This window comes from Aeromonas sp. Lyrl_2, assembly GCF_051948815.1.
Classification (GTDB): domain Bacteria; phylum Pseudomonadota; class Gammaproteobacteria; order Enterobacterales; family Aeromonadaceae; genus Aeromonas; species Aeromonas veronii.
Genome location: NZ_JAYJLJ010000004.1, coordinates 34,020 through 51,201 on the forward strand (window position 1 = coordinate 34,020; position 17,182 = coordinate 51,201).

General features: G+C 61.1%; 16 protein-coding genes and 4 tRNA genes. 9 read left to right on the top strand and 11 right to left on the bottom strand.

Going from position 1 to position 17,182, the window contains the following annotated elements:
• Window positions 1–18 precede the first annotated feature (18 nt).
• The gene (gene ppc, locus VF684_RS04420) at window positions 19–2,652 is read right to left on the bottom strand and encodes a phosphoenolpyruvate carboxylase (protein WP_040068980.1); all 2,634 of its coding nucleotides are present in this window, start codon (window positions 2,650–2,652) and stop codon (window positions 19–21) included.
• 231 nt (window positions 2,653–2,883) lie between these two features.
• On the bottom strand, window positions 2,884–4,029 hold the full coding sequence (gene argE, locus VF684_RS04425) for an acetylornithine deacetylase (protein WP_139440231.1): 1,146 nt from the start codon (window positions 4,027–4,029) through the stop codon (window positions 2,884–2,886).
• A 271-nt stretch (window positions 4,030–4,300) separates the two neighbouring features.
• Here argE and argC point away from each other — a divergent pair, with 271 nt between their 5' ends.
• The 5 genes from argC to argH all read left to right on the top strand — a co-directional run bounded on the left by argC (window position 4,301) and on the right by argH (window position 9,947).
• Window positions 4,301–5,308 carry an N-acetyl-gamma-glutamyl-phosphate reductase gene (argC, locus tag VF684_RS04430; RefSeq protein WP_139440234.1) on the top strand — a complete coding sequence of 336 codons (1,008 nt, stop codon included), beginning with the start codon at window positions 4,301–4,303 and terminating at the stop codon, window positions 5,306–5,308.
• A gap of 22 nt (window positions 5,309–5,330) precedes the next feature.
• Window positions 5,331–6,110: an acetylglutamate kinase gene (argB, locus tag VF684_RS04435; protein ID WP_139731108.1), complete on the top strand. Its 780-nt coding sequence runs from the start codon at window positions 5,331–5,333 to the stop codon at window positions 6,108–6,110.
• A gap of 25 nt (window positions 6,111–6,135) precedes the next feature.
• A complete protein-coding gene (locus VF684_RS04440; protein WP_440173831.1) occupies window positions 6,136–7,047 on the top strand; it encodes an ornithine carbamoyltransferase in 912 nt (303 codons plus the stop codon).
• A 68-nt stretch (window positions 7,048–7,115) separates the two neighbouring features.
• Window positions 7,116–8,351 carry an argininosuccinate synthase gene (locus VF684_RS04445; protein WP_139440239.1) on the top strand — a complete coding sequence of 412 codons (1,236 nt, stop codon included), beginning with the start codon at window positions 7,116–7,118 and terminating at the stop codon, window positions 8,349–8,351.
• A gap of 210 nt (window positions 8,352–8,561) precedes the next feature.
• Window positions 8,562–9,947 (top strand): argininosuccinate lyase, encoded by a 1,386-nt coding sequence (gene argH, locus VF684_RS04450; protein WP_139440241.1) that lies wholly within the window; start codon window positions 8,562–8,564, stop codon window positions 9,945–9,947.
• 74 nt (window positions 9,948–10,021) lie between these two features.
• Here the strand turns inward: argH and VF684_RS04455 are convergent, their stop codons facing one another.
• Window positions 10,022–10,477 (bottom strand): hypothetical protein, encoded by a 456-nt coding sequence (locus VF684_RS04455; protein ID WP_139440242.1) that lies wholly within the window; start codon window positions 10,475–10,477, stop codon window positions 10,022–10,024.
• A 247-nt stretch (window positions 10,478–10,724) separates the two neighbouring features.
• Window positions 10,725–11,240 (bottom strand): ClbS/DfsB family four-helix bundle protein, encoded by a 516-nt coding sequence (locus tag VF684_RS04460; protein WP_139440244.1) that lies wholly within the window; start codon window positions 11,238–11,240, stop codon window positions 10,725–10,727.
• Window positions 11,241–11,372: 132 nt separating this feature from the next.
• Between VF684_RS04460 and VF684_RS04465 the strand changes: the two genes are divergently transcribed.
• Complete coding sequence (locus tag VF684_RS04465) at window positions 11,373–11,705, top strand: nucleotidyltransferase family protein (RefSeq protein WP_139440245.1); 333 nt, start codon at window positions 11,373–11,375, stop codon at window positions 11,703–11,705.
• An 86-nt stretch (window positions 11,706–11,791) separates the two neighbouring features.
• Here the strand turns inward: VF684_RS04465 and VF684_RS04470 are convergent, their stop codons facing one another.
• From VF684_RS04470 to plsY, 6 genes are all read right to left on the bottom strand, one after another.
• Window positions 11,792–12,964 carry a CD0519/CD1768 family membrane protein gene (locus VF684_RS04470; protein WP_139440247.1) on the bottom strand — a complete coding sequence of 391 codons (1,173 nt, stop codon included), beginning with the start codon at window positions 12,962–12,964 and terminating at the stop codon, window positions 11,792–11,794.
• A gap of 105 nt (window positions 12,965–13,069) precedes the next feature.
• Window positions 13,070–13,145: transfer RNA gene (locus VF684_RS04475), tRNA-Asn, on the bottom strand.
• 8 nt (window positions 13,146–13,153) lie between these two features.
• Window positions 13,154–13,229, bottom strand: a tRNA-Phe gene (locus VF684_RS04480).
• Window positions 13,230–13,232: 3 nt separating this feature from the next.
• A tRNA-Thr gene (locus VF684_RS04485) sits at window positions 13,233–13,308 on the bottom strand.
• Between the two features lie 52 nt (window positions 13,309–13,360).
• Window positions 13,361–13,436: transfer RNA gene (locus tag VF684_RS04490), tRNA-Phe, on the bottom strand.
• A gap of 47 nt (window positions 13,437–13,483) precedes the next feature.
• Complete coding sequence (plsY, locus tag VF684_RS04495) at window positions 13,484–14,146, bottom strand: glycerol-3-phosphate 1-O-acyltransferase PlsY (RefSeq protein WP_031227839.1); 663 nt, start codon at window positions 14,144–14,146, stop codon at window positions 13,484–13,486.
• A gap of 157 nt (window positions 14,147–14,303) precedes the next feature.
• On the opposite strand from plsY, the gene folB reads away from it, so the two are divergent.
• The 3 genes from folB to VF684_RS04510 all read left to right on the top strand — a co-directional run bounded on the left by folB (window position 14,304) and on the right by VF684_RS04510 (window position 15,799).
• Window positions 14,304–14,675: a dihydroneopterin aldolase gene (folB, locus tag VF684_RS04500; RefSeq protein WP_005355064.1), complete on the top strand. Its 372-nt coding sequence runs from the start codon at window positions 14,304–14,306 to the stop codon at window positions 14,673–14,675.
• Window positions 14,675–15,184 carry a 2-amino-4-hydroxy-6-hydroxymethyldihydropteridine diphosphokinase gene (folK, locus tag VF684_RS04505; RefSeq protein ID WP_139440248.1) on the top strand — a complete coding sequence of 170 codons (510 nt, stop codon included), beginning with the start codon at window positions 14,675–14,677 and terminating at the stop codon, window positions 15,182–15,184. The genes folB and folK overlap by 1 nt, the downstream gene beginning before the upstream one ends.
• A gap of 126 nt (window positions 15,185–15,310) precedes the next feature.
• Entirely contained in the window at window positions 15,311–15,799 is a 489-nt protein-coding gene (locus VF684_RS04510; protein WP_005336108.1) for a YbaK/EbsC family protein, read from the top strand.
• Here VF684_RS04510 and mdtD read toward each other — a convergent pair.
• Window positions 15,771–17,174 carry a multidrug transporter subunit MdtD gene (gene mdtD / locus VF684_RS04515; protein WP_139440250.1) on the bottom strand — a complete coding sequence of 468 codons (1,404 nt, stop codon included), beginning with the start codon at window positions 17,172–17,174 and terminating at the stop codon, window positions 15,771–15,773. The two genes, VF684_RS04510 and mdtD, sit on opposite strands and share 29 nt — an antisense overlap.
• Window positions 17,175–17,182: the final 8 nt, after the last annotated feature.

Sequence of the window (17,182 nt, forward strand, 5' to 3'; positions counted from 1 at the left end):
GCTGGCTTGGGCTGGCGATCAACCGGTGTTGCGCATACCTGCGGCAATACCGGCGATGGTGACCATCAGCGCCTTGTCCAGCTCGGGGTGCAGGGTCTCCGGGTGGTTGCGGGAGCGGTTGAGCAGCTCGGCTTGCAGCACGTTGAGCGGGTCTGTGTAGGGGTTGCGCAGCTTGATGGACTCCTTGATCCAGGGCTGATCCTCCAGCAGATCCCCGCGCGGGCTCAGTTTCAGCACCACCTCGATGGATTCGGCGAGCTCCTGACGCAGCTGTTTGCCAAGGCCCCACAGCTCCTGCGGCACCAGACGGGTGTCGTAGTACTCAGCGAGCCAGACGTCCGCCTTGAGGAACACCATCTCCAGCATCTCGAGGCGAGTGCGGAAGAAGGGCCACTGGGCGCTCATCTCTTCCAGCACCGCCAGCTTGCCGCCGTCGATGGCCTGTTGCAGCGCCTTGTGGGCGCCGAGCCAGGCCGGCAGCATCAGGCGGTTCTGGGTCCAGGCGAAGATCCACGGAATGGCGCGCAGGCTCTCGACTCCGCCGTTGGGCTTGCGCTTGGAAGGACGGGAGCCGAGCGGCAGCTTGCCGAGCTCCATCTCCGGGGTAGCGGCACGGAAGTAAGGGACGAAGTCCGGATGACCACGCACGATACTGCGGTAGTGATCGCAGGAGTCGGCGGCCAGCTGTTCCATCACCTCGCGCCAGCACTCTTTCGGCTTGGGCGGCGGCAGCAGGTTCCCTTCCAGCACGGCACTGGTGTAGAGCTCCAGACTCTTGATCGCCACTTTCGGCAGGCCGAACTTGAAGCGGATCATCTCCCCCTGTTCGGTGGTACGCAGACCGCCGCGCAAGGATCCCGGCGGCTGGGAGAGGATCGCCTGATGGGCAGGGGCACCGCCACGACCGACGGTACCGCCACGGCCATGGAACAGGGTGAGGCGGATGTTGTTGGCTTCGGCAAGTCCCACCAGGGATTCCATGGCGGCGTACTGGGCCCAGCCAGCGGCCATCATGCCCGCATCCTTGGCAGAGTCGGAGTAACCGATCATCACGTACTGACGGCCCTGAATGTAGCCGCGATACCAGTCCACCGAGAGCAGGCGCTCCATCACGGCGGTGCCTGCCATCAGGTCATCCTGGGTTTCAAACAGCGGGGCGACCGGCATGCGGAACTTGCAGCCCGCCTCCTTGAGTAGCAGTTGCACCGACAGCACATCGGACGGCGCACCGGCCATGGAGATGATGTAGATGCCGAACGCATCGGGGTCGTGCTGGGCGATGACCTGACAGGTATCCAGCGTCTCGCGCACCTCGGCACTCGGCTCCCAGTCGTGGGGAATGAGCGGGCGGCGGGAGTTCAGTTCGTTTAGCAGGAAAGCCTGCTTGTCATCCTCGCTCCACTCGGCGTAGTCACCCAGACCCAGATAGCGGGTCAGCTCGGAGAAGACCAGCCCGTGACGCTCGCCATCCTGACGGATATCGAGCTTGACCAGATGAATGCCGAAACAGGCGACCTTGCGCAGCACGTCCAGCAGCATGCCGTCGGCGATGTTGCCCATGCCGCAGGCATGCAATGAGTGGTAGCAGAGCTCCAGCGGCTCGCGCAGCTGAGCGGTGGTCTTGACCAGATCCTGGCTCTCGCTCACCTGGCCCTGCACCTTGGCGGTGAGGTGCTCCTTGGTTTCGCGCAGCGCTTCACGCAGCTCGCGCACCAGCGCACGGTAGGGCTCGGGGTGATCGCCAACGCGAGCACGCACGGCGTCGGTGCAGTCGGACATGGAGAGCTCGGAGGTAAGCTCCTTGATGTCTTTATAGAACAGGCTCACCGCCATCCAGCGGCCCAGCTCCAGCACTTCGGCAGTCACCTTGGCGGTGACGAAGGGGTTGCCGTCTCGGTCACCGCCCATCCAGGAGGTGAACTTGACCGGCGCGGCATCCAGCGGCAGCCGCACACCCAGATGGTGTTGCAAACGCTCGTCCAGATTGCGCATGAATTCTGGGATGGCAGGCCACAGGCTGTTCTCCACCACCGCAAAACCCCACTTGGCCTCGTCGACCGGAGTCGGGCGCTGTTCGCGGATCTCGTTGGTGTGCCACGCCTGATTGATGAGCTGTTCGATGCGATTGAGGATCTTGTCCCGCTCGCGGGGCAGCAGGTCGGAGAGCTCCAGCGCCTCGAGGCAGTCGTTGAGCTGTACGTGCTTGTGGATCAGGGTGCGGCGGGTCACCTCGGTCGGGTGAGCGGTCAGCACCAGGTCGATATCCAGCTCGCGCACGGCCTGAATGATGGCCTCTTGCGACAGGTTGGACGCTTTCAGTTTGTCGAACATCTGCTCCAGCGGATCCGGAGTGCAGACCTGCTCTTCACAGCGACGGGAGATGGTGTGGAACTGTTCCGCCACGTTGGCCAGATTGAGGAACTGGCTGAAGGCGCGAGCCACCGGCAGCAGCTCGTCGTCGCTCAGGGTGCGCAGGGTATCGAGCAGACGTTCCCGGTCTGATTCATTGCCCTTGCGGGAGGACTTGGCCAATTGGCGAATGGTTTCGATCTTGTCGAGAAAGGCCTGACCCTGATGATCCTTGATGGATTTACCCAGCAGCTGACCCAGCATACCTACGTTGGCGCGTAGTGCGGCGTACTTTTCGTTCATTCCACATCCTTATCTTGTTGGTGCCTGACACCCATCCGGGGTGCTAGACGACCTCACTTATTGTTGTGCGATTACAACATATGCTCCGTCATCTTAGGGTGACAATCTACCCAGATTGTCTGCGCAAGGTCAAATAACAGGCCGATTCAGAACATGTATTTCCCTCACCACTCCACAACCGGCTTGTTATGTAACTTACTTACAGTTCTTACGCCCCTTTCACCGCCGCCGCTACAGGCAAAAACGTCTGATCAGGTGCTGCAACACCGAGGTGGTCGGCTTGACGAAGGAGAGGTCGAGATACTCATCCGGCTGGTGCGCCTGGGTGATATGACCGGGACCCATCACTATGGTCTCGCAGCCAAGCTGCTGGATAAACGGCGCCTCGGTGCAGTAGTTGACCGACTCGGCGGCGCGACCGCTCGCCTTCTCTGCTTCGCGCACCAGCACAGAGTCATCGGCGCAGGCGTAGGCGGGAATGGGCTCATGCAGATGCTGCAGATGCAGGCAGCCCGGCTGGTGGATCTCGATGGGCGACAGCGCCTCTTTGAGCATCCCCATCAACTCATCCGGCCCCACCTGCGGAGTGGGTCGCAGGTCGATATGCAGCTCGCAACAGCCACAGATGCGGTTCGGGCTGTCGCCCCCCTGAATGTAACCCAGGTTCAGGGTTGGCTGTGGCACGGCAAAGCGGTGGTCGGCGTAGCGATCTTTCAGATCCTGCTGCAAGCGCAGCACCTGCCCCATCGCCTTGTGCATGATCTCCATGGCGTTGACGCCGTTGGCGGGATCCGAGCTGTGACCGCTCTTGCCGGTAATGCGGATCGCCTCCGACATATGCCCCTTGTGGGCCACCACCGGCACCAGTCCGGTCGGCTCGCCAATCACGGCGTAGTCGGGTTTCAATTCGGCCGCCGCGGCGATGGCGCGGGCCCCCGCCATGGTGGTCTCTTCGTCGGCAGTGGCGAGAATACGCAGCGGCTTGTTGAGCTTGGTGAGGTCAATCTCTTTGAGCGCCTCGACGATAAAGGCGAAGAAGCCCTTCATATCGATGGTGCCGAGGCCATAGAGGCGGTTGCCCTCTTCGGTCACCTTGAAGGGGTCCTTGCTCCAGCCCCCCTCATCGAACGGCACCGTATCGGTGTGACCCGCCAGCAGCAGACCGCCCTCCCCCTGACCGATCGTCGCCACCAGATTGAACTTGCCCGGCAGATCGGGGAGCGCCGTTACCTCGCACTGAAAACCGAGCTGACCGAACCAGTCAGCCAGCAGCCGGATCACCGCCTCGTTGCTCTGATCCCACTTGGGATCCGTGCTGCTGATAGAGGGAATCGCAATAATATTCTTATAAAGTGAAAAAAAATCCAGATTGGCCATCAGCTCCTCCTTGCGTCCCCGGAATGTTTCTGTTAGAAAATACAAATGCAAAGTGAGTGCATGAATATTCTGTAATTTTACCTGAATATCTGGCTCATCAACAAAGGCTTCTAGTTGTAAGGGAAAGTTAATGTTCTGTCACCTGATCTATAACCGACGACACACACCCGCCTGAATTGCCCCTCCGCACTTGTGCAAAGGGGCGATCGAACACCCTTATGCACTGCAGCGTCATGCTGTGAATCTCGAACTCTGACTTGGAATATTCAACATGCTTAACACCGTTATCGTCGGTGCCAGTGGCTACGCGGGAGCCGAACTGGCCGCACTGGTACAGAACCATCCACAACTCAAACTGTTCGGCCTCTATGTCTCCGCCGGCAGTCAGGATGCCCACAAGCGCTTCTCTGCCCTGCATCCCCAGTGGGTCGGTGCCCTCGATCAGCCGCTGCTGCCGCTGGACGACGACGGCATGACCCGGATCCTGACCCAGGCCGATCTGGTGCTGCTGGCCACCGCCCACGAGGTGAGCGCCGAGCTGGCGCCCAAGTTTCTCGCCAAGGGGCTGCCAGTGTTCGATCTCTCCGGCGCCTTCCGGGTCAAGGCTCAGGGCTTTTACGACAGCTTCTACGGCTTCACCCACGACAGCGAGCAGTGGCTGGATCAGGCCGCCTATGGCCTGGCCGAGTGGAACGCCGATGCCATCGCCAGCGCCCAGCTGATTGCGGTGCCGGGTTGCTACCCGACCGCATCGCTGTGCGCCCTCAAGCCGCTACAGCAGGATGGCCTGATTGCCAAGGGGTGGCAGCCGATCATCAACGCCGTCTCCGGGGTTTCCGGCGCCGGGCGCAAGGCCGCCATCAACACCAGCTTCTGCGAAGTGAGCCTCAATCCCTACGGCACCTTCAATCACAGACACCAGCCGGAGATCAGCCACCACCTCGGCAAGGAGGTGCTGTTCCAGCCCCACCTAGGCAACTATGTGCGCGGCATCCTGGCCACCATCTATGTGCAGCTGGCGGACGGCGTCACCCCCACCCAGGTGGATCAGGCCTTCCTCAAGGCTTACGAAGGCAAGCCGCTGGTGCGCCTCACCGGCCAGATGCCCTCTATTCGCGGTGTGGCGAACACCCCTTACTGCGACATTGCCTGGCAACAGCAGGGCAACATGTTGGTGGTAGTCTCTGCCATCGACAACCTGCTCAAGGGCGCCGCCTCGCAAGCCATGCAGTGCATAAATATCAAATTTGGTTTTGAACCGGCCACCGGCCTGATTTAAGGACTTAGGAAGGATTTCGAACATGGACAAACAGACGTTGGTAATCAAGCTGGGCGGTGCCCTTATCGAGAACGACGAGGCGCTGACCGCCCTGTTCGCCACCCTCAAAACCTTTCTCGACGATCAGCACCGTCCGCTGGTGCTGGTACACGGCGGTGGCTGTCTGGTGGATGACCTGCTCAAGGGGCTGGGTCTCACCTCTACCAAAAAGAACGGCTTGCGGGTGACCCCGTTCGAGCAGATCCCCTTTATTGCCGGGGCGCTGGCGGGCACTGCCAACAAGCAGATGATGGCCAAGGCAATCGCCACCGGCATTCCGGCAGTTGGGCTCTGCCTCGCCGACGGCGGCCTCTGTCAGGTGACCCAGCTCGACCCGGATCTCGGCGCGGTCGGCGAGTGCAAGCCGGGCAACCCGGCGCTGGTAGCAGGCATCCTCGGGCAGGGCTTCCTGCCAGTGGTGAGCTCCATCGGCATCACCACCGAGGGGCAGCTGATGAACGTCAACGCAGATCAGGCGGCCACCGCCATTGCCGAGGCGCTCGGTGCCGATCTGGTGATGCTCTCCGACGTGAGCGGCATCCTGGATGGCAAGGGCAAGCTGGTGCCCCAGCTCGACAAGCTGACCGCGCTGGATCTGATGGAGAAAGGGGTGATCCGCGATGGTATGGCGGTCAAGGTAGAAGCGGCCCTGCACGCTGCCGAGACCCTCGGCAAGCCGGTCTGTGTCGCCAGCTGGCGTTACCCGGATCAGCTGCTCAAGCTCCTGGCTGGCGGCGCCGTCGGCACTCAAGTGGCCATTTGATCTCCACCGGAACAAGGAACATCCGATGCAACATCTTCTGAGAGACAGTGATCTGAACAAAGCCCAGATTGAAGCGCTGATTGCGCTGGGCAAAGCGGTCAAGGCCGACCCGAAGAAGTACAGCCAGGCGCTGGCGGGCAAGAGCGTGGTCACCCTGTTCGAGAAACCCTCCCTGCGCACCCGGGTCACTTTCGACATCGGCATCGCCAAACTGGGCGGCCACAGCGTCTATCTGGATCAGCAGAACGGCGCGCTGGGCAAGCGGGAGTCGGTGAAGGATTTCGCTGCCAACCTGTCGCGCTGGTGTGATGCCATCGTCGCCCGGGTGTTCGATCACCAGACCCTGGTCGAGCTGGCGGAGCACGGCACAGTGCCGGTAGTGAACAGCCTGTGCAATCTCTACCACCCCTGTCAGGGGCTGGCCGACTTTATGACCATTGCCGAGCACTACGACGACCTGTCGAAGGTGAAGCTTGCCTACCTCGGTGATGGCAACAACGTCAGCCACTCTCTGCTGCTGCTGGGGGCGACCCTCGGCACCGACGTGACCCTGATCTGCCCGAAAGGCCACGGCCCGGATACCCAGATCTTCCTGCAGGCGCTGGCTCTGGCGGCCAAGTCGGGGGCAACCATCCACATCAGCGATGACGTGGCGGATATCGAAGGGTTCGACGTTGCCTACACAGATACCTGGATCTCCATGGGTGACAACACCCCGATGGAGCAGGTCAAAGACCTCTTTATGCCTTACCAGATCAACCAGGCCCTGCTCGACCGCACCGGCATCCAGCATGTGCTGCACTGCCAACCGGCGCACCGGGAGCTGGAGATCACCTCGCAGGTGATGGATGGCCCCGCCTCCCTCATCATGGACGAGGCCGAAAACCGGATGCATATCCAGAACGCCGTGTTGCTGACCCTTCTCGGCGGCAAGTAACGCGGCACTCAACCTGAATCACGACCCTTTTATTGAATCATCATCGAATCATCACGGAGAGAAGTAACATGAGCGGAATCAACAAGATCGTACTGGCTTACTCGGGTGGACTGGATACCTCGGCCATCATTCCCTGGCTCAAAGAGCACTATGACGCCGAAATCATCGCCTTCGTGGCCGACGTCGGTCAGGAGCGCGACGATCTGGAAGGGATCGAGCAAAAGGCGATCGCCTCCGGCGCCACCAAGTGCATCATCAAGGATCTGCGCGAAGAGTTCGTCAAAGAGTACGTCTATCCGACCCTGAAGACTGGCGCCGTCTATGAAGGCACCTATCTGCTGGGTACCTCCATGGCCCGTCCGGTGATCGCCAAAGCGATGGTCGAGGCCGCGCTGGCGGAAGGGGCCGATGCCATCTCCCACGGTTGCACCGGCAAGGGTAACGATCAAGTGCGTTTCGAAGGCGCGGTCGCCGCGCTGGCGCCCCAGCTGAAAGTCATCGCCCCGTGGCGGATCTGGGACATGCGCTCCCGGGAAGATCTGCTCTCCTATCTGGAGACCCGCAACATTCCCTGCAAGGCGACCCTGAAGAAGATCTACAGCCGCGACGCCAACGCTTGGCACATCTCCACCGAGGGTGGCGAGCTGGAGAGCACCTGGAACGAGCCGTCCGAAGCGGTCTGGCAATGGACCGTACCGGCCGAAGAGGCACCGGATCAGCCGGAGTACGTCAAGCTGACCGTGGCGCAGGGTGAAGTGGTGGCAGTGGATGACCAACCGCTCAGCCCGCACCAGATCCTGATGACCCTGAACGAGCGTGCTGGCAAGCACGGCGTGGGCCGCATCGACATCACCGAAAACCGGATGGTGGGGATGAAGTCCCGTGGCTGCTACGAGACCCCGGGCGGTACCGTGATGGTCGCCGCGCTGCGCGCGGTGGAAGAGCTGGTACTGGATCGCCCGACCCGCGCCTGGCGGGAGAAGCTGGGTGCCGAGTTCTCCCATCTGGTCTATGACGGCCGCTGGTTCACCCCGCTGTGCAAGGCGATCCTCGCCTCTGCCAACGCCATCGCCGAAGATCTCGACGGTGAAGTGGTGCTGAAGATGTACAAGGGTCAGGTCACTGCGGTGCAGAAGAAGTCGCCGAACAGCCTCTACTCCGAAGACTTCGCCACCTTCGGCGCCGACGAAGTGTATGACCAGAGCCATGCCGAAGGCTTTATCCGTCTCTACACCCTGGCCAGCCGGATCCGCGCCATGAAGGAGCAGCATCAGGCCATCGGTGGCGACCATACCCACGGCTAAGCAAGCGAGATAACCCGTTGATTCCGTTGAGGGGGCATGGCCCCCTCTTCTATAGGCCGAGGGCATGGCCCCTGAGCCATCATCGGCAGGTGTGACAAGAGCGGCAGCGCCCCGGCCGCTTCTGTGAGATAACAGACTCGCAGAAAAACAGGGCACGATTTCAAGCTCGGTGGCCAGGGTGCCGCCGACAACGCATTCAAGGAGAGCAGTATGGCACTTTGGGGTGGACGCTTCAGTCAGGGAGCCGATAGCCGGTTCAAGCAGTTCAACGATTCGCTGCGGTTCGATTACCGGCTGGCGGAGCAGGATATTCAAGGCTCCATGGCCTGGGCCAAAGCGCTGGTGAAAGTGGGCGTATTGACCGCCGATGAGCAGGGCAAACTGCAACAGGCGATGGAGGTGCTGCTCGCCTCGGTGCAGCAGGATCCCCAGCAGATCCTGAGCTCGGATGCCGAAGATATCCACTCCTGGGTCGAGAGCCAGCTCATCGCCGCCGTCGGCGATCTCGGCAAGAAACTGCACACCGGCCGCTCGCGCAACGATCAGGTCGCCACCGACTTGAAACTCTGGTGCAAGGCGCAGGGCGAGCTGCTGCTCGGCTCCATCACCGCCCTGCAACAGGGGCTGGTCGCCTCCGCTCGTGCCAATCAGGCCGCGGTGCTGCCCGGTTACACCCACCTGCAGCGGGCCCAACCGGTCACCTTCGCTCACTGGGCGCTGGCCTATGTGGAGATGCTGGAGCGGGACTACTCCCGCCTGCAGGATGCCCTCAAACGTCTCGACACCAGCCCGCTCGGCTGCGGCGCGCTGGCGGGCACTGCCTACGCCATCGACCGCGAAGCGCTGGCGCTCGACATGGGCTTTGCCGGCGCCACCCGCAACAGTCTGGATTCGGTCTCCGATCGGGATCACGTAGTGGAACTGATGCACGTGGCGTCCCTCTCCATGACCCACCTGTCGCGCTTTGCCGAAGACCTTATCTTCTACAACACCGGCGAGGCGGGCTTTGTCGAGCTCTCCGACGCGGTTACCTCAGGCTCCTCACTGATGCCGCAGAAGAAGAACCCCGATGCGCTGGAGCTTATTCGTGGCAAGACCGGCCGGGTGGTCGGCGCCCAGATGGGCATGCTGATGAGCCTCAAGGCGCTGCCACTGGCCTACAACAAGGACATGCAGGAAGACAAGGAGGGGCTGTTCGATGCCCTCGACACCTGGCACGACTGCCTCGACATGGCGGCGCTGGTGCTGATCGATCTGAAGGTGAATGGTGAGCGCACCATGGCGGCGGCGCAGGGCGGCTACGCCAACGCTACCGAGCTGGCGGACTATCTGGTAGCCAAGGGGATTCCATTCCGTGAAGCGCACCATATCGTCGGCGAAACCGTGGTCTTTGCCATCAGCGTGGGCCGCCCGCTGGAGGAGCTCTCCATCGGCGAGTTCCAGCGCTTCAGCCCGGTGATCGAGTTCGACGTCTACCCCAATCTGGAACTGGAAGCGACCCTAGCCAAGCGGGTCGCCAAAGGCGGCGTCGCCCGCGAGCAGGTTGAGGCAGCCCTGACCGCAGCCGAAACCTGGCTGGCAAAACGGACGGGTTAAACCAACCTGCTTGTCATTCGAACTAGAAAGCAAAACGGCAACCTCGGTTGCCGTTTTTTATTGCTCACCGCAGTTCAGGCGCTGGCATTTAGCAGCTTGCCAACCCCCTCTCCCTTGCCATTTGGCAGGGTCTGTTTAAAGGCACCGAGCAGCTGATCGAGGTTGAGATGGCTGGCACCGAGGGAATCCTTGAGGGTATCGAGCTCAGTTTGCAGGGCATCGAGGCGGGTGCTCTGGGTGCCGCTCGCCAGCTGGTTGCGGGCGCTGTCGATGGCGGCAGGGAGGGATTGGCCGCCATTCTCCTGCCCCAGAGTCTGCATCAGCTCCCCCATAAAGTGGTTGATGGCAGCGCGATTTTGCTCGCTATTGGCATCATTGATGCCGAGTCGCTGGAACAAACTCTGGACGGTCGGGGCGAGACGATCTTCCTGCACGGTTTGCTGCACGGGCTGGGGTTTGCTACTGCTGCCAAGCAGCTGACTGCCCAGCTTGAGGGCGATCGAGGCAAGGGGAAGCAGGCTGCTGATCATGATAACTCTCCGCGACAACGACCCTTGATGGTGTTGCCAAGAGATGTGCATAAGCGGGGCCAGCACGGTGATAAAACGCACTGCACCGGCTAATCCCTTGAATGGCTGATCTATTTATTCAACCAGCACGCAGGAGATAGCCGAGCGCAAAGGGGGGGTCAGGCGGCCAGTAGCTGCCGCCACGGGCGGTAGTGGCAATGTGGTGGCAAAGCGTTTTGCCGCCCACCCGAGCCGCGACCCCTTCCTTTCACACCCTGATCGCCAATTCTTTTAGCCACTTGCGCAGCCGCCCGTTGGCGTTGAGATAGGGGGAGGCGCTATTGAACTGGATCATCCGCCCGAGCGTCCACTTCTCATACCAGAGGCAGCCATACAGCTGCTGGTCGCTGCGCGCCTCCACCAGTTCGATGATGTGCCCTCTGGCGGCAGCCAACCGCTGCAACAACGCCGGATAGCTGAGCCCCTCGTAATCCCGATAGAACTTTTGGGCCAGCCTGCCCAACTCGTTCCACTTAAAACCGGTTTCGGGAAAATCCACTGGCAGACCTGCCGCATCCCGCTCGATCCACTTGATCAGCAGTTCACTCCAGCCGATAAGGTAGGCCAGCAGATTGGCGACGCTCATGGTGGTTCCCTTGCTGTGCCCTGCCAGGGTCGGCTCCCGCACCCGGCTCTCGGGGACGGCCTGCAACGCCTTGAACAACTTGCTAAAATTGGTATCGATCGCGAGTAGCAGCTCGGCCTTGTTTTGCGGGATTCCCATTGCTCTCCCCTTTTCAGATTTGCTTGCGGCGCAGCCGAGGCGATTGCCGCAACCAAGGCAGCACGTTACGCTAGCCCTCTTCATCCTGTACAGCTCATCCAGTGCAGGCCAACCATCACGGCAAGATCGGCAATGAATCAACTAATCAGCTATATCAGGGCCATTCATCGACAGGCGAGCCCCGTCACCCTCACACGCCAAGAGAGTGAACACTATAGCGAGCATGATGAGAGCGGCACTGTGATCCAGCACCAGATAACCACCAGCTGGTTTGCCAATGGGGTCGTCATCCGCCGGCAAACCGAACAGGACGAAGCGCCATCGCAGCAGCTTTGTGCCGAGTGCTGGATCAGCTATCGGGTCATCGCCAGTCCCATCCCCATCACTCCAGCCAGCAAGCTGTTTCACAACCACTGTCAGGAGCGATTCTGGTTGAAGGTGCAGGGCATCACGCAGCAAGGGTGATTGGTGCGCCCGTGAGCAGGGCGCGGCAGGGGGAAACCAAAAGAGGCTCCGAAGAGCCTCTTTTTGTTTCCGTGTCTGAACCCGACTCAGCCCAGCAGCAGATAGAGCTGGTGAGCGGCCACACCGGCGCACAGGCCGCCGATGGTGTGGGCAACGATGGCGCGGGAGGTGAGGTGGCGATAGCCGAGGGCATCGAGCATGGCGGTGTGGGTGCTCAGGAAGCCACTCCAGCACATCCCCATGGCGGTAAACACCGCGACCTCGTTACCGGTGATCCACCCTTTGGCAATAAAAGGGGGCACCAGCGACATGGCGGCACCAACGGCACCAAGCGAGGTGGCCGGGAAAGCGACCAGCTCCGGCTGCTGGAAGCCGAACAGCAGGTCAAACAGCCAGCTCACCTTGGCTGCCAGCACCGGCAGCAGGGCTACCCCCTGAAACGCTTCGCCGGTATAGCCCTTGTCGCCCGGGCCAAAGGTGAGCAGCATCACGAAGGTGCTGATGATCAGCACACCCGGGATCACCGCCATCCCCAGCTCCACACCGGACTTGCCACCATCAAGCAGAGAGTTGAGGATCCGCAGCCAGCCGGGAGCAGCCTCTTTGGTCACCCCTACCTTTCGGCCGTCGGACGGTACAGCGTCATCGTTCAGCACTTCCCCCACCAGTGGGCGGATCATCCGCTGCATCAGTCGGGTAGAGACCACCGATCCCACCAGAGCACCCAGCAGCCCGATCAGCGCCGCGCTGGCGGTGGATTCACCGCTCGGCAGTTGCAGGGTGGCCATAAAGGTGACCACGATCAGCCCCATGCCGAAGGCGGTGCCGAAGTTGGTCAGCGACACCAGTTGCCACGGAGTGAAGCCTTTGCGAAAGCGGCTGTCCTTGGCGAGGCTGATCACCGCCGGGTTGTCGGAGAAGAAGGTCATCAGCGCCGCCAGCGCGGTGCGACCGGGCAGACGAAACACCGGCTTCATCAGCGGCGCCAGCAGCACCTCCAGCAGGCGGATCACCCCGAACTCGCTCAACAGCTGGCTCAGGGCACCGGAGAGCACTGTGATCCCCATGATAAAGAGCACGGTATTGAGCAGCAGCTGGTGGGCGGTATTGAACAGGGTGTTGACCATGGCAGAGAGGCCCATCTGGCTGCCGAGGTAACCGAACAGGCTGCCGAGAATAAGCAGCACCAGCACGGGTTCCATCCAGTTCCGAATGGCGGCAAGTCGCCCCTTTGACTCTATAACTACATGATTTTCCATATCTATCCTGCGGTTCATCTGTGCGTGTGTGGTTGTTTTTATGGTTAAAAAATGGCTGCGCCAAATAGAAAAAAGCCCTTGTCTTGCGACAAGGGCTTTTTGAATTGGCTCCTCCTACTGGACTTGAACCAGTGACATACGGATTAACAGTCCGCCGTTCTACCGACTGAACTAAGGAGGAATTGTAATTGGTGCCCAGAGACGGAATCGAACCGCCGACACGGGGATTTTCAATCCCCTGCTCTACCGACTGAGCTATCTGGGCAAATGGTGCCGGCTACCGGAATCGAACTGGTGACCTACTGATTACAAGTCAGTTGCTCTACCTACTGAGCTAAGCCGGCACACTTTAAACCATTGTGCATGAACAAATTTTTTATTTCATGGCACCAAAATTGGTGCCCAGAGACGGAATCGAACCGCCGACACGGGGATTTTCAATCCCCTGCTCTACCGACTGAGCTATCTGGGCGTGGGCGCTATTAAACGGATTTTAAGGCTGATGGTCAACGGGAAATTTCACTTTTTGTCTCGTTCGTCTCTTTTTTGCGCAACATCGTCCATTTCTGCCACTTCCTCGGCACAGGCCGCGCGTTTTCGCCCCCAAACTCTGGGTTCCTCCCCCTTGAGCAGGCGGGAGATGTTCTCGTGATGGCGGATCAGAATGAGACAGGAGAGTAGGGAGACTGGCAGGGTATATTCGGGTTTGAGCAGGTAGGTAAAGAGCGGCGTCAGCAGCACGGTAATGATGGAGGCCAACGAGGAGTAGCCGCTCACCAGCAGCACCAGCAGCCAGGTGCCAATCACGGCCCCCCCCATGGTGAAGCCGATGGGCATCATGGTGCCAAGAGCGGTGGCAACCCCTTTGCCACCACGAAAATGAAAGAAGATGGGGTACATATGGCCGAGGCAGGCGGCGACCCCGATAAAGCCGAGGTAGACGGGTTTGATCTGCAGATACCAGGCGAGATAGACGGGCACAGTCCCCTTGAGCACATCGAGCAGCAGCACCACCAGCGCCGCCATCCGGCCACCAAGGCGCAGCACATTGGTTGCCCCCGGATTGTGGGAGCCATGATCCCGCGGGTCGGGCAGACCGGTGCAGCGGGAGACCAGCACAGCACTGGATAGTGAACCACCCAGGTAGGCCAGAATAATCATCAAAATCGTCAGGGCCGTCATCTTGGTCGTTTTTACCACGATATGAATGGGGTATGATGCGGGCCACATACGCTGGCATGGGCCCATGCCCACCCAGAGCGCCTCGGCAAGCCTGTTGCCCGGCCAGCATCCCTGCGCTGTCATCACAGCCCATCAAGAGTAAAGAAGAAGTACAGTCATGGACAAGGTGTTTATTCGCGGACTCGAAGTTTTGACCACCATCGGTGTATATGAGTGGGAGAAGGGCATTCGCCAAAAGCTCCGTTTTGACCTCGAGATGGGGTTCGACAACCGCCCCGCGGCAGCAACCGACGACATCAATCTGGCACTGGATTATGCCGACCTCTCCAACAAGATTTGCGAGCATGTCAGCGGCAAGGTGGTCGAGCTGGTCGAAACCATGGCCGAGCAGGTTGCCATGCTGGTGCTCGCCGACGAGCGGGTACAGTGGGTCAAGGTGACCCTCACCAAGCCGGGCGCCGTGCCCAATGCCGCCGGGGTCGGTGTCGAGATCCTGCGCCATCGCACGCCGGCCGCGAGCAGCAACTGATGACCACCATCTATATCAGCCTGGGTTCCAACATCGAGCGGGATCGCCATATCCGTGCCGGGCTCGATGCCCTGCACGCCGAATTTGGCGAGCTGCGGGTCTCCCGGGTATTCGAGAGCGAAGCGGTCGGCTTCAACGGCCGCCCCTTCTACAACCTGGTGGCGGCTGCCGAGACCGATCTACCGCTGACCACAGTCTGCCAGCGACTGCGGGCCATGGAGTTCGCCCACGGCCGCGAGCCGGATGCCAAGAAGTTCGCCCCGCGCACCCTGGATCTCGATCTGCTGCTCTATGGCGATCTGGTCTGCGACACCCCGCTGGTGCTGCCGCGCGGTGAAGTGCTCACCAACGCCTTCGTGCTATGGCCGCTGGCCGAGCTGGCACCCAAACTGCGCCACCCGGTCGATGGCCGCACCATGGGCGAGCTGTGGCAGGCCTATGACAAGACCTCCCAGCAGCTGTGTCCCATTCCCTTTCACTGGGAAGCGTGCGAATTGCAGCATCACTGATCAACAAGGGCGCCTCACGGCGCCCTTGTTGTTTTCACGGACAGAGTTGCTTATCACGGATAAGAAAGTGTCATTGGGCCTGACCCTGCGAGGCTGGCAGGATAGCGCCCACTACAGGAGAACCCCATGCCACTCGATACCATTCACCATTTCAACTGCCAGTTGCTGGCTGAACTGCCCCACCAGCGCTATGAGCATGAACCCATTCTCGACTACGCCACCGATGAAAAGGTCAAGGCCCGCCTCGGCTGGCAGGCGGAGTTCAGCAAGACCCTGTTTCTCAAGTTCAAGGATGGCCGCTTCGCCCTGCTGCTGACCCACAGGGACGGACGGCTCGACAACAAGGCGGTCAAGGCCGCACTCGGTGCCAAGCCCTCCATCTGCACCGCCGAAGAGATGCAGGCGGAGATTGGCTGCCTGCCGGGGGCGGTCTGCCCCTTCCTGCCCCGCGCCGATATTCCGCTACTGGTGGATCCGCAACTGCTCAACCACACCGCCTTCACCTGGACTCCAGGCCACCCGGAACAGACCTTTCTGCTGGCGACCGAGCATCTGGCCGAAGTGTTGGCGCAGCTCCCCTGCGAGGTCAGCTATCTGCCCGCCCCGACGGCGTAGCCCCATCGCGCGCCAGCTGGGCGAAGATCAGCGCCGCCAGCATGGAGAGCAGCCCGACACAGAGGTAGGTAAGGTGGAACCCGGCCAGCCACTGGCCGTTGGCCGCTGAGGTGCCCGCCGAGAAGAGCCCGAGCAGGCTGGCGGCAATCGCCACCCCCAAACTCATGGAGAGCTGCATCACCACCGAGAGCAGACCGTTGCCACTGCTGGCCAGGGTCGGGCTGAGATCTTGCAGCGTGAGAGTGTTCATGGCGGAGAACTGCAGCGAGTTGATGGCGCCGAAGATCGCCAGCCAGCCCAGCAAGACCCCGTAGGGGAGCTGGTTGTCGATAAAGTAGAAGCTGGCGATCATCGCCCCAAGCAACAGGGTGTTGCCGATCAGGATGCGGCGATAGCCCACCTTCGGAATAAGCTTGTTCACCAGCGTCTTGGTCAGCATGGCGCCAATCACGGTGGGGATCATGGTCATCCCCGCCTTGCTCGGGGAGAAACCGAGCCCCAGTTGCAGAAACAGCGGAGTGAGGAACGGCATGGCGCCGCTGCCGAGGCGGGCAAACAGGTTGCCCCAGATGCCGATGGCAAAGGTGGCGGTCTTGAACAGGTTCAGGCTAAAGAGCGGCTGCGGTGCATTGGCGGCATAGAGCCAGTAGCTCGCCATCGCCGCCAAGCCGAAGATCAGTGCAAACAGCGCCCAACCGGTGGAGATGCTGTGCTCCCCCAGCCCCTGCAAGCCGACCGACACCAGCACCATGCCGACGCTGAACAGCACAAATCCCTGCCAGTCGAACCGGGCGGTCTGCTGCCGCAGCTCCGGCATAAAGTGCCAGCTGGCGATAAAGCCGAGCAGCCCCACCGGCAGGTTGATGAGAAACACCCAGTGCCAGCTCGCCACTTCCACCAGCCAGCCACCAAGCGCCGGCCCCATCAACGGGCCAAGCAGCCCCGGAATGGTGACAAACGACATCACCCGCAGCAGCTCGTGCTTGTCATAGACCCGCAGCACCGCCAACCGTCCCACCGGCATCAGCAGCGCACCGCCAATCCCCTGAAGCACACGGGCGGCCACCAGCATGGAGAGGGAATTGGAGGCGGCGCAGGCGATCGAGCCGAGGGTAAAGAGCGAGATGGCAGCCAGATAGATGCGGCGGGTGCCGAATCTGTCAGCCAGCCAGCCGGAAGCCGGGATCAGCAGCGCCACCGTCAGCATGTAGGCGATGATCACCGATTGCATCTGCAGCGGGCTCTCTCCCAAGGTCTCGGCCATGCTGGGCAGGGCAGTGTTGAGAATGGTGCCATCCAGCGCCTGCATAAAGAAACCGACCGCCGCCAGCAGGGGCAACCATTTGCGCTGGGCATCTGTCACTGTGTGGCTCATTGCCACCT